Consider the following 12461-nt stretch of genomic DNA (forward strand, 5'->3'; position numbering starts at 1 on the left):
TTCAGTACTAGCCATTGATATTTGCATATCGAAGTTGAATAAAGGCCATGTTATCGAGAATAGCATGGCTTTTTTACGTAGACGATATTGATATTGGCTTATTTTGAAGGTTCAATAATGCTAACAAAACAATATTATTATTATATTAATTGGTGAGACACTCAGTACTTACTAGGCTAGCTAATTAATATAGTAGCGATTCATAAATACTTCATAAGGTCTACTGTCATCATGACTAATCATACTTCGTGCTCAACTGTTCTATCTGCCCCAAAAATCGCTATCATCGGTGGTGGCCTAACGGGATTGCTTACCGCAACACTATTAGAGCGCGCGTCAAACCAGACAGGCTCGTCATCTAACAGCCCGCAAATCACTATCTTTGAAAAATCACGTAGTGTAGGCCGTTTAGCGACCCGCTATCGCAGCGATAGTGAGACTGGTAAAAACTGGCAATGGTCGTTCGGCGCACAGTTTTTTACTGCGAAAACTGCTGACTTTCAACAATTTATCGCGCCTTGGTTAGATACAGGGTTGCTACAGCCGTGGTGTGCCGAAGTGGTTGAGTTAACGCCAGAAAGTGACAATGGTCAGTCACCTAATATCAAAAGCAAAGAGCAATGGGATGCAGTGCATGCACGCTACATTAGCACACCAAAAATGACCAGTTGGGGCCGTGAATTGGCCGCCGCGCTCAAGTATACGACCATAGTATTTAAGACCCGTGTCGCACCGCTCGCTCAGTATTTGCACCATCAAAACCCGCAGCAGTCTCAGCATCAGATCCAGAACCAGACTCATAATCAAGACAGCAAGCAAACTGAGCTATTTGACGAAACTGGCGCCAGTCTGGGCTGGTTTGATTGGGTTATTTGCACAGCGCCAAATGGTCAGGCGGTAGAGTTGATGGCAGATAGTAAGTTTAGTCAGCAAGACAAAATTACTAAACCGCAAATGCAAGCCTGCTATACGTTGATGCTTGGTTGGGATGATGTCCAAAAGCTACCTGAGACATTAAAGGGTCAGCTAGTACCGCAATGGGATGTCGCTTATTTAAATAGCGCTGTTCTCGATAGGATATTTATTGAGCATCAAAAACCTGCTCGTGATGAGCTACTACCAAGTGTCACCATTCATGCACGTAATGACTGGTCAGAAGCCCACGTCGATGACGATATTGAGTTGGTAAAAGAACAATTATTACAGGCGGCAAAACAAGCATTAAATTGGAATGAAGACAGCGCACCTAGCCAAACAGATTGTCATCGTTGGCGCTATGCAGCTACTATCGTAAATAAGGATGCTGAAGAGCTAGGCATCTTAATCGATGCAACCAAACAATGGATCGTCAGTGGTGATTGGTGTGCAAAAGGTAATATAGAAAGCTGCTATCGAATGGCGCAGCAAACTGTTAAGGCAATCATGTAAACTCGGCAAGCGTAATATCTATGCTCATTATTTTGCATTGTTTAACGATATTTAGGTTTAGCAAAACTTAGGCAAAAAAAGGCCCACAGAGGAGGTACTGTGGGCTGAGGAAAACGGGTCATGTATTAGCTACACAGGCCGTGGTCAAGAGTTGTTGTAATTATTGGTGCTCTCTACTGTTATTTATAAGGGTAATAATTATCAATACAATAGGTGGAGATATTTACTTAGCTATTTACATCTACTGATTTAAGTGTACAAGTGTTCTGGTACAGTCGCTATGATAGCGCAATTGAGTGCTGTCTGGCGGTTTTGGTTACAGTATATTACGTTGTAAAAATCCAAAAGACGCAAAGACTGGTATGAAGCACTGATATTTAGAGCAAGTAGCGGAGCTTTATGATGCAATCATTCATAAAGGCTCTCAATAATTTCAATACCTTATGTCGATAGAAGGTCATCTAGTCAGCCTTGATACCTTTCTTGATATCTTTCTTGATACCTTTGATAACTCAATCGCTGCAGAGATGGCATGACGCCTTGTCCGAAAAATGCTAAGCTATCTGCCATTATTATGTTCATATTAAACTGGGTTTGCCATGACTGACAGCACGCATTTGCATACGCAGGAAGAACCGCCAAGTTCGCAAAATACCAAGAGTATTTTTAACTTGCCTAACAACCTTACGATTGCGCGTATCTTGATGATTCCGCTATTTGTCGCGATTGCCTATTGGCCGCCAGCTATGGGTATTGGTATGCCTGCGATTTCAGACAATGTCATTGCGCGCGTTGGGATGAGCGAGTTTAGCGATAGTTTGTTGCGCCATTTATTATTGACTGGCGTCTTTATTATTGCCGCAATTACCGATTGGCTTGATGGATATTTTGCTCGTAAACTTAATGTCATGTCAGCCTTTGGTCGCTTTTTGGACCCTGTTGCTGATAAATTGATGGTAGCTGTAGCGCTCATTGTCCTTGTACAGTGGCATCCCAATATCATTATGGCGATAGCGGCTATCGTCATTATCTCGCGTGAAATCGCAGTATCAGCGTTACGTGAGTGGATGGCAGAGTTGGGTAAAAGCACTAGCGTCGCGGTATCTTATGTGGGCAAACTAAAGACCACGTTTCAGATGGTAGCGATTACCGTACTACTGCTTAATTGGCAGTCGCTTGAAACCATCGGTTATGTATTAATGGTCGCCGCTGTGATACTTACCTTATGGTCGATGATGATTTATCTAAAAGCTGCTTGGCCTTATTTAAAGCAAAGCGGTTAACTCCATAAGACAAAAGTAATCAGCGTAAAACTTAGACAATAAAAAACGCCAGTCGCATTAGCCACTGGCGTTTTTGTTTTTACTGATTATAAATCAGACAACTTATAGTGTGACCGAGTTGTTTTCGCCTAAGTTAGTCGCTTTTTTGCCATCCATTACTGCAGCAGTGGTCATCTTAAACATATTGACTACTGAGCTACCGCTTAGCCAGTATTCGGCACCATGTGGGACAACTTTGATTAACTGTACATTTGGATCTTCTTTACCTTGCTCATAAAAAGCATTATAAACTGGCGACCATAGCTCATCTAACTTCTCTTGGTCTTCAACCAGCTCGGCTTTACCGTTGATTGAGACATAGTTTTTGGCATCTTGACTGACATAAGCCAAGTTCACTTGGGGATTTCTCTCGATATCTTTGACAGTTTCTGTGGTTTTATCACCGATAAACCAAATCTCTTTTGCACCCAAACTGGTTTCGCTAGTGGTCATGGGGCAGGCATGCAAATGGTCTTCGTGGGTACGAGTGGTCATCATGGCGAATTTAACGTCTTTTACCAACTCTTGAACTTTATCGATGTGGTCTTGTCTACTCATAATAAGTGTCCTTTTTCATTATAGTGATTGAGTTTATGCTCATTGATTATTGTTATTGACTCAGTTTTTATTTCATTGAATCTCTAGTTTAGACGAGTAAGCATTTAACTCGCCGGCAACTGCTATCTAGAGTAACGATTAGCCGTAGGCAATTTATATAGATTGCCCGTAATGCGATGTGAGTGTTTGTAAGGACTATAAGGGTTGCGTAAAAATTGTGACACTAAGTGCCAAGTTTTTCTATTATAAAAAGCGATTGTGTAATGTCTGCAATTTGATAAGCAGGACTAAAAGGGCTGTTAGCAAGGTAATTGTAAGGGTAGTTAAAAACGCTGCTTAAAACGTGACTTAAAATAACTCAGAACAGTTATCTAGTAACTGCTATTTATAGCTATTGTTAGCTTGATAACTGACTGATTAACTAAGTAACTAACTGTACTTTTCAGCAATTTATTTGGTTTTGACCTGCTTATTATGGGGCTTCTTGTTATAATACGCGGACCATTTACTTTGCATGGCAGAGATGCCTTGATCTTACGGATTATGCCTTTATGATGACCATCGCCGGACAACCGTTTCTTACCGATTTTCAGACGCAGCAACTCATCAGTCAGTTTCAGCAAAAAACCGAGCTAAATGTCAGCCACATCCATACTCAGCAAGTTTATGTGCTATCACGAGAACTAAAAGGTGATGAGCATAAAAAAGCGCTGGACTTGTTTGGTATTAAAGAAGATACCCAACTTGCCGCCCCGCAAGACAACCAATTACAAGTCATCGTGAGCCCGCGTTTTGGGACGATTTCGCCATGGGCAAGTAAAGCGACCGATATCTTTAATAACTGTGATATTAAGATTAACCGTGTCGAGCGTGTCATTGTTTATACCCTAACCATCGATGAAAAAGCAGACGGCAAAGTGGGTGCAACGCTACCTAAAGCCGCTGAGCAATTATTGTTTGATCGTATGACCCAAAGCTTGGTTTACGATTTAAACGATGTGAATAAACTGTTCGATGATGAGCAGCCAGCATCACTCAATCATATCGACGTGATTGGTCAAGGTCAGTCAGCATTAGAATCGGCCAATACAGAGTTTGGTTTTGCGCTATCGAGCGAAGACATTGATTATCTGATGAATGCGTACGTCAATGAGCTCAAGCGTAATCCAACGGACGTTGAGCTAATGATGTTTGCTCAGGCCAACTCAGAGCATTGCCGTCATAAAATTTTTAACGCTGAGTGGACGGTGGATGGTGCAGTACAGCCAAAATCACTGTTCCAAATGATTAAGAATACTTATAAAGCCAATCCGCAAGGCATCTTGTCGGCTTATAAAGACAACGCTGCGGTAATGGCTGGAGCAGAGGGAATGCGTTTTTACTCGATTCCTACCGACGCCCAAGATGCTAATTCTGCCCATCCTTACGATTTCCATCAAGAAGAAATCGATATCTTAATGAAAGTCGAAACCCATAACCATCCAACCGCGATTGCTCCTTATGCGGGTGCGGCGACGGGCGCGGGCGGTGAGATTCGTGATGAAGGCGCAACGGGTCGTGGCGGTAAGCCCAAAGCAGGTCTCACAGGTTTCCACGTTTCACATTTACATATTCCAGAGCTTGCTGAGAAGTGGGAGCAGTCAGGTCAATTAAGTACGCAGGATTATGGTACGCCGGATCGTATGGCCACTAGCCTTGAGATTATGACGGAAGCGCCACTAGGTTCAGCCAACTTCTCAAACGAATTTGGTCGTCCAAACCTATGCGGTTATTTCCGCAGTTTCCAATTGGATACTTCAGCGGCAAAAGACGGTAGCCAAATGCGCGGCTATCATAAGCCAATCATGCTGGCAGGCGGTTACGGCAATATCAAACGCAATCTGATTGAAAAAAATGCAATCACAAAAGGCGATTTGCTAATCGTCCTTGGTGGCCCTGCGATGCAAATCGGTCTGGGCGGCGGTGCCGCATCGTCAGTCGATAGTGGTGACCTTGATGAAGGTTTAGACTTTGCCTCAGTTCAGCGCGATAACGCTGAGATGGAGCGTCGTTGCCAAGAAGTCCTTGATCGCTGTTGGGCACTAGCGGGCGATGATGTCGATGTAAGTAATAACAGTAAAGACGGCAACCCAATCGTTTCATTACATGATGTAGGGGCAGGTGGTCTGTCTAATGCTATGCCAGAGCTGGTCAATGACCATGAAATGGGCGCGCATCTGAACTTGCGTAAGATTCCATCGTTAGAAGCTGGCATGTCGCCAATGGCCATCTGGTCAAACGAAGCGCAAGAGCGTTATGTGCTAGCAATTCGCCCAGAGAGCAAAGATCAGTTCGATGCTATCTGTGCCCGTGAGCGCTGCCCATATGCCATCTTGGGCGAGGCGACGGATATCCGTCAGCTAATCGTTGATGATGAGCTATTAACTGAGCAACCAGTCGATATGCCGATGCAAGTACTGCTCGGCGGTACACCGAAAATGCAACGCAGCTTTGAGCGTACCGAGAGCACGTTACCAGCATTAGAGCTTGGCGATGTCAACTTAGCCGAGTCAATCACCGATGTATTGCGTCACCCAACCGTGGCGAGCAAATCGTTCTTGATTAGCATTGGTGACCGCTCTATCACGGGTATGGTCGTGCGTGATCAGTATGTGGGTCGCTATCAAGTGCCTGTGTCAGATTGCGCAGTAACGGCGTCAGGCTTGGTTGCGCTAGATGGTCAGCCAATGACTGGTGAAGCCATGAGTGTCGGCGAGCGTACGCCTGTTGCGCTGATTAGTCCAAAAGCTTCTGCGCGTCTAGCAGTCGGTGAAGCGATTACTAACATCGCGGGCGCACGTATTAATCAGCTATCAGATATCACGATGTCAGCGAACTGGATGGCCGCCTGTGGTGAAGACGCGGAAGATGCGGCGTTGTTTGACGCGGTACATGCCGTTGGCGAAGAGCTATGCCCAGCACTCGGTATCGCTATCCCAGTCGGTAAAGACTCGCTATCGATGCGTGCTAACTGGACAGATAATGATAATGGTGAAAACCAAGACAAATCAGTCGTGTCGCCAATGAGTTTGGTCGTGACGGCATTTGCCCCTGTCGTTGACGTCGCAAAAACGCTAACCCCTGAGCTAATCAATGGCGACAGCGCGTTCTACCGTATCGATTTGTCTAAAGGCAAGCTACGTCTAGGCGGTTCGATCCTTGCGCAAACGCTTAGCCAACTAGGTAACGACTGCCCAGATTTAGCGCAGCCGAGCGATTTAATCGATTTCTTTAACTTTATCCAAGCGGGCAATGCGCAAGGCGTCATTAGCGCTTATCACGATATTGGTGATGGTGGGCTATTAGCAACTATCGCTGAGATGCAATTCACCAGCCGCCAAGGTATCAAGCTGTCATTAACTGATGATAACTTACTCGGTCAGCTGTTCAGTGAAGAGCTGGGTGCGGTCATCCAAGTCTTGCCTGAAAACGTCGCCGCATTAATGCAATTGGCAGAAGAATTTAACGTCAGCGATATGCTCAGCCTAGTTGGTCAAAGCTCGGAAGAAGACAGCTTAATTATCCAAACGCCTTTGCACATGGGTAATGAAACTCTAAGCTTTAGCCGTAGCGAATTACAACAAGAATGGAGTCAGGTCAGCTATCAAATCGCGCGTCGTCGTGACAATCCAGCTTGCGTACAGCAAGAATATGACTTGATTAGCGATGCTAGCCATCAAGGTCTGATCGCTGCGCCAAACTTTGATCTCAATCAGAAAGTTGAAGAGCCTTACCTCAACAGTCGCGAGAATAAACCAAGAGTCGCTATCTTGCGCGAGCAAGGCGTCAATGGTCAGACAGAAATGGCAGCAGGCTTTACCCAAGCTGGCTTTGAAGCGGTCGATGTACACATGAGCGATCTACTGAGTGGTCGCATCAATCTACGTGACTTCGACGGTCTGGTCGCTTGTGGTGGCTTTAGTTATGGTGACGTACTGGGCGCTGGCTCTGGTTGGGCGAACTCTATCTTGTTCCATGACGAGCTACGCATGCAGTTTGTCCGCTTCTTTGCCCGTCCTGATACCTTCTCACTAGGTGTCTGTAACGGCTGTCAGATGATGGCTCAGTTAAAAGACCTCATCCCAGGTGCAGAAAACTTCCCACGTTTCGTCGCCAACCAATCGGCTCGATTTGAAGCGCGTACGGTCAACGTAAAAGTTGAGCGTACCAAGTCGATCCTGTTCAAAGGTATGCAAGACAGTATCTTGCCAATCGCGGTGGCGCATGGTGAAGGCTATGCTACGCTGAATAATACCGAAATCGACGGTATGGCAAACCACGGTCAGCTCGCCATGCGTTATGTCGATAGCCAAGGTCATCCAACCGAGACCTATCCGCTCAATCCAAACGGTTCGCTCGGCGGTGTCACGGGTCTATGTAGCACCGATGGTCGCGTCACTATCATGATGCCGCATCCTGAGCGTAACCTAAAAGCGTATAACCACAGCTGGAAACCAGAAGAGTGGGATGAGGACGGCGCGTGGATGCGTATGTTCCGTAACGCTCGTGCTTGGTTTAGATAGGCTAAGTTAGTTTAGAATATTATTGTAAGCATAAAAAAAGGTGGGCGTAATGCTCACCTTTTTTGTGTTTTGAGTAATGCTTTTAGAGTAACTTCAGTCTAGGCTTAGTATTTTCACTAATTAACTTGAACGTTATATCATCTAAAATTTGATAGCCAAAATCAATATTCTCATAAAAATTCCTACCTTCTTTTTCTAAGAGAACCTTAATAATCTTATTAAGTAGAATCGGTCGTTCACGTTCAATAGGTTCAGGTTCTAACTTATTATATCCTTGTTTACTAAACTCGATACAATTAGAACGATAAAGCCAATCAGTTAATAATCCATTAGTGTGTAAGTTATAGTTCATAGCTGCAAGAGACACTTTCCAGTATTTTTTATAGCTGATTAGATTCGGCAGATTTAGATTGTTTGGAGCCATAACTACAAATGCTTCTTTCGGCATTAAAAAACTGGAAGCAAACCTATCAGCTTCGTGCTCTTTGTCCTTCATATTTTCAAGTACATTTTTATCATCACTGTGCAGAACTAAGTGACCAAGTTCATGAGCAGCATCGAAGCGCATTCTTTCTGCTGACTTCGCTGTATTCAAAAATACTATAGGTCGCCCATCATGATAAAAAGAGAATGCATCAACTTCTTTTACTTCCATTGGCAAACGGAATACTGCAATACCATGTGATTCGAGTAGGGCAATAATGTTTTTAATCGGTAGAATACCTAATTGCCAATCGCCACGAAGTGTTAAAGCAGCTTTTTCAGGCTCATTAACCAAAGTATCAATATCGAAGCCTTGGAAAATGGGAAGATTAGATATTGTTTTGTCAAAATACTCCAAGGTTTGAATTGCAAACTCACTGTAAGCAAGTGCAGAGTTTCTGTACTGAGCTTTTATACGGCTATATGAACGAAAGAAAATTTGCTCATCTACTACTTGTGTTTTGAAAGTGGAGTTAAAGAAGTCAAAAGGTAGGTTTAATGACTCACTTAACTTAACTACTTTTTCGAAATCAGGTACTGAAGGTTTATTTTCGTTCAAATAATTTGAAATTGTAGCTTCGGTACATGACAGTATATTTGCTAGATCTTTATTTGTTTTCCCCTTTAAGTCTTTAGCTATTTTTAGACGGCGCTTATTGAATTCAGAGTTACTCTTCATTGCTCGCATTTTTATACCCAATTTCAAACGAGTCCTCGTTCACTGATTCATCAGCAAACTCACTCATATATGACTGAACCTCATTTTCTGAATCTGAAGAAAACATCAATCTACAATCATGGTCAGTTGGAAAAATTTTTCCATCATCCATTACTATATAAGACATTGGTCTTGCAAGTTCATAAATTAGACTTGGAGCATCATCCTGATAAATTTCGTGTTTTCTTGAAGGATAATATAGAACCCAAGTTTCTAGTTTCTCGCTAGTCATATTTCTATATTTATTTATATCAATTTTGTGTTTCGTCTCAATACCTTTTGAACAGTTGGAGGAAATCGGCAAATTCATATTACCTAAAGCGTCATTACTGGACATGATAATAATTTGAATATTGTTATCAACGATGGTTAATGTAGGTTGTCCTTGACCTCGGCTAAATTCGATTTCGTTAGAAATTAATTGTAGGGCTATGTTTTCCCCAATGTCACCCCAACGTGCTATACCGCTTGCACAGTTTACCTTAGTTTTCATATTGAAATTTTGATCAGCTTTTTGAATAGCATCGAAAATGACTTGAGGAGTAAAACCGAATTTATTCTTCAAAATTTCCACAGCTTCGCTATTGTTTATAAGCTCACCATCTGTGTTGCGGCTATCTAGGTCGCTGAAGATTTCATACTGTGGTGCTTGGTACATATTAGTTTCATCCATGTAATTTTTATAAATTATAACATCATATGATGTGTTAAAAAATAAAAATATCGATTAAGATCATTTTTTTATACAGAATGATTTAATCAAAATTACTTATCCTCTAAATGCTCTTCACACTTCAGCAGTCAACTCATAAATCTTATCACTTTCCATTACCCAAAAAAAACGGCACTGAAATCAGTACCGTTTTATCAGCCGTGATAATGTAAACCCTAACCACGACTCTTCAAATGCTAAATCGCCAAAATCAATCCCAGCTTAAAATTACCTTACCGCATTGTCCACTTTCCATGATATCAAAGCCTTCTTGAAACTCATCAATGTGCATGCGATGGGTAATGATTGGCGACAGATCAATACCGCTAATCAGCATTTGCTCCATCTGATACCACGTCTCCCACATCTCACGCCCATAAATACCTTTTAGGGTTAGCGCCTTAAAAATAATCTTGCTCCAATCCACCGTGGTGGTGTTAGGCAAAATACCCAAGAGCGCGATTTTAGAGCCGTTATACATGTTCGTAATCATCGAATCAAAGGCCTGAGGCGAGCCTGACATCTCAAGTCCGATATCGAAGCCGTGCATTTTCAAGGTATCGATAGCGCCTTCGATGGTTTCACCTTTGGCTGGGTTGATGGTCATCGTCGCACCCATTTTTTTGGCAAGCTCCAAGCGATAGTCACTGATATCACTGACCACAATATTACGCGCCCCTGCGAAGCGGCAAATCGCTGTCGCCATAGAACCAATCAGCCCCGCACCCGTAATCAGCACATCCTCACCAAGGACAGGAAATGAAAGGGCCGTATGCGTGGCATTGCCAAAGGGATCCATGATGGCTGCCATCTCATCACTGATACGCTCATCGAGTTTGATGACATTATCGGCAGGTATCACCAAATATTCGGCAAACGCGCCATCGCGGTCAACGCCTACGCCTATAGTATTTTCGCACACATGCAGCTTACCACGGCGGCAGTTACGGCAATGCCCGCAAGCGATATGGCCTTCGCCTGTGACTCGGTCACCTATTTCAAGATGCTTGACGCCATCGCCCATTTCACTAATGGCACCGACGTATTCATGTCCGATAATCATCGGCGTGTTTATGGTCTTTTGTGACCACTCATCCCACTTATAAATGTGTAAATCTGTCCCACAGATGGCAGTTTTTTTAATTTTAATTTTAACGTCATTGATGCCGACCGTAGGTTCTGGTATGTCTTGCATCCAGATGCCTTTTTCGGCATGAGCTTTAACCAGTGCTTTCATAGTTTTCTCTTATTTAGCTGTGTTGTACTTAATTATTGAATCTAGGGTGTGTCCTCATTTTAAAAATGGTGATAAAAATGAGATAAATTGCCGTCAAACGAGGAAAATAGTGCAGATAATATCGAGATATTGACCAACTATTTGACGATGTTTGGCAAAATTTAGCTATTTTTAGCCCATTTAGAGAACACTCGTTTGAATTGAGGACACGCCCTAGATAAATACCGAACGACGCTTAATCAATCACCTTCATTTGCTTGGCGACTTTGATAAAGGCGGCGATACACTGGTCGAGCTGCGCGCGAGTATGAGCAGCAGAGAGCTGCACACGAATGCGAGCTTCATTTTTGGGTACGACAGGATAGAAGAAGCCAATCACATAAATGCCCTCGCTAAGCAGCGCCTCTGCCATTTGCTGGGAGACATTGGCATCATAGAGCATCACCGCACAAATAGCTGATTCAGTAGGCTTGATATCGAAGCCTGCATCTTGCATTTGCTTCACAAAATAGGCGGTATTTTCATGCAATTGGTCTTGTAAGGCATTGTCTTGCGATAGCATGTCAAACGCTTTTACCCCAGCGGCAGCCACCATAGGAGGAATAGAGTTTGAAAACAGATACGGGCGTGAGCGTTGACGCAGCATCTCAATCATTTCTTTTTTGCCCGTGGTAAAGCCGCCAATAGCACCGCCAAATGCCTTGCCCAAGGTACCAGTGATCAGCTCAACATCGCCACGCAGATCAAACAATTCAGTCACGCCGCCACCAGTGCGACCGACCACACCTGCTGAATGCGATTCGTCAATCATGACCATGGCATCATATTTTTGTGCCAACGCATAAATCTCATCCATTGGCGCCACGTTACCATCCATTGAAAACACACCATCGGTGACAATCAAACGAAAACGCTGCGCTTGCGCCGCTTGTAATTGCGTTTCTAAATCTTGCATATCCGCATTGGCATAGCGATAACGCGCGGCTTTACACAGGCGCACACCGTCGATGATTGAAGCATGATTTAACGAATCAGAAATAATCGCATCTTCACTGGTCAGCAGTGGCTCAAAGGCACCACCATTGGCATCGAAACAGGCCGCATAAAGAATCGTATCTTCGGTATTAAAAAACTTAGAAATTGCTGCCTCTAATTGCTTATGCAAATCTTGCGTACCACAAATAAACCGCACTGATGACATGCCGTAACCTGAGTTTTCAATGGCTTTGATCGCCGCCTTTTTAATCTCAGGATGGTCAGACAATCCAAGATAATTATTGGCACAGAAGTTAAGCATCTCACGACCATCGGCAATCTTGATGAGTGCATCTTGCGGAGAAGTAATAACGCGCTCGTTTTTATACAGGCCTGCCTCGCGTATATCGCTGATTTCTTGTTGTAGGTGTTTTTGAAAGGCTTGATACATAAATATTCCTTTTTT

The 12461-nt window shown here is 43.5% G+C and carries 8 protein-coding genes; 3 read left to right on the forward strand and 5 right to left on the reverse strand.

Going from position 1 to position 12461, the window contains the following annotated elements; translation table 11 throughout:
* The first annotated feature begins 231 nt into the window (after window positions 1–231).
* Complete coding sequence (locus CXF62_RS12695; protein WP_102094650.1) at window positions 232–1428, forward strand: NAD(P)/FAD-dependent oxidoreductase; 1197 nt, start codon at window positions 232–234, stop codon at window positions 1426–1428.
* A 599-nt stretch (window positions 1429–2027) separates the two neighbouring features.
* A complete protein-coding gene (gene pgsA / locus CXF62_RS12700; protein WP_057758088.1) occupies window positions 2028–2711 on the forward strand; it encodes a CDP-diacylglycerol--glycerol-3-phosphate 3-phosphatidyltransferase in 684 nt (227 codons plus the stop codon).
* A 102-nt stretch (window positions 2712–2813) separates the two neighbouring features.
* Here pgsA and CXF62_RS12705 read toward each other — a convergent pair whose 3' ends face one another.
* Window positions 2814–3308, reverse strand: coding sequence for a pyridoxamine 5'-phosphate oxidase family protein (locus tag CXF62_RS12705; protein ID WP_102094651.1), 495 nt, complete (start codon window positions 3306–3308; stop codon window positions 2814–2816).
* 551 nt (window positions 3309–3859) lie between these two features.
* Between CXF62_RS12705 and purL the strand changes: the two genes are divergently transcribed.
* Window positions 3860–7870 carry a phosphoribosylformylglycinamidine synthase gene (gene purL, locus CXF62_RS12710; RefSeq protein WP_102094652.1) on the forward strand — a complete coding sequence of 1337 codons (4011 nt, stop codon included), beginning with the start codon at window positions 3860–3862 and terminating at the stop codon, window positions 7868–7870.
* Window positions 7871–7952: 82 nt separating this feature from the next.
* Here the strand turns inward: purL and CXF62_RS12715 are convergent, their stop codons facing one another.
* The 4 genes from CXF62_RS12715 to kbl form a co-directional block, all read right to left on the reverse strand.
* Window positions 7953–9041, reverse strand: coding sequence for an XRE family transcriptional regulator (locus tag CXF62_RS12715; RefSeq protein WP_102094653.1), 1089 nt, complete (start codon window positions 9039–9041; stop codon window positions 7953–7955).
* A complete protein-coding gene (locus CXF62_RS12720; protein WP_087814541.1) occupies window positions 9022–9729 on the reverse strand; it encodes a hypothetical protein in 708 nt (235 codons plus the stop codon). The genes CXF62_RS12715 and CXF62_RS12720 overlap by 20 nt, the downstream gene beginning before the upstream one ends.
* A 265-nt stretch (window positions 9730–9994) precedes the next feature.
* On the reverse strand, window positions 9995–11020 hold the full coding sequence (gene tdh / locus CXF62_RS12725; protein ID WP_102094654.1) for an L-threonine 3-dehydrogenase: 1026 nt from the start codon (window positions 11018–11020) through the stop codon (window positions 9995–9997).
* Between the two features lie 235 nt (window positions 11021–11255).
* Window positions 11256–12446, reverse strand: a complete 1191-nt coding sequence (gene kbl, locus CXF62_RS12730) for a glycine C-acetyltransferase (protein ID WP_102094655.1) — start codon at window positions 12444–12446, stop codon at window positions 11256–11258.
* Between the last annotated feature and the right edge of the window lie 15 nt (window positions 12447–12461).

Source organism: Psychrobacter sp. MES7-P7E (assembly GCF_002863645.1).
GTDB lineage: Bacteria > Pseudomonadota > Gammaproteobacteria > Pseudomonadales > Moraxellaceae > Psychrobacter.

Excerpts from the sequence above, each read along its gene's own strand:
- CXF62_RS12695 (WP_102094650.1), top strand. The coding sequence starts at position 232 with ATGACTAATCATACTTCGTGCTCAACTGTTCTATCTGCCCCAAAAATC.
- pgsA (WP_057758088.1), top strand. The coding sequence starts at position 2,028 with ATGACTGACAGCACGCATTTGCATACGCAGGAAGAACCGCCAAGTTCG.
- CXF62_RS12705 (WP_102094651.1), bottom strand. The coding sequence starts at position 3,308 with ATGAGTAGACAAGACCACATCGATAAAGTTCAAGAGTTGGTAAAAGAC.
- purL (WP_102094652.1), top strand. The coding sequence starts at position 3,860 with ATGATGACCATCGCCGGACAACCGTTTCTTACCGATTTTCAGACGCAG.
- CXF62_RS12715 (WP_102094653.1), bottom strand. The coding sequence starts at position 9,041 with ATGCGAGCAATGAAGAGTAACTCTGAATTCAATAAGCGCCGTCTAAAA.
- CXF62_RS12720 (WP_087814541.1), bottom strand. The coding sequence starts at position 9,729 with ATGTACCAAGCACCACAGTATGAAATCTTCAGCGACCTAGATAGCCGC.
- tdh (WP_102094654.1), bottom strand. The coding sequence starts at position 11,020 with ATGAAAGCACTGGTTAAAGCTCATGCCGAAAAAGGCATCTGGATGCAA.
- kbl (WP_102094655.1), bottom strand. The coding sequence starts at position 12,446 with ATGTATCAAGCCTTTCAAAAACACCTACAACAAGAAATCAGCGATATA.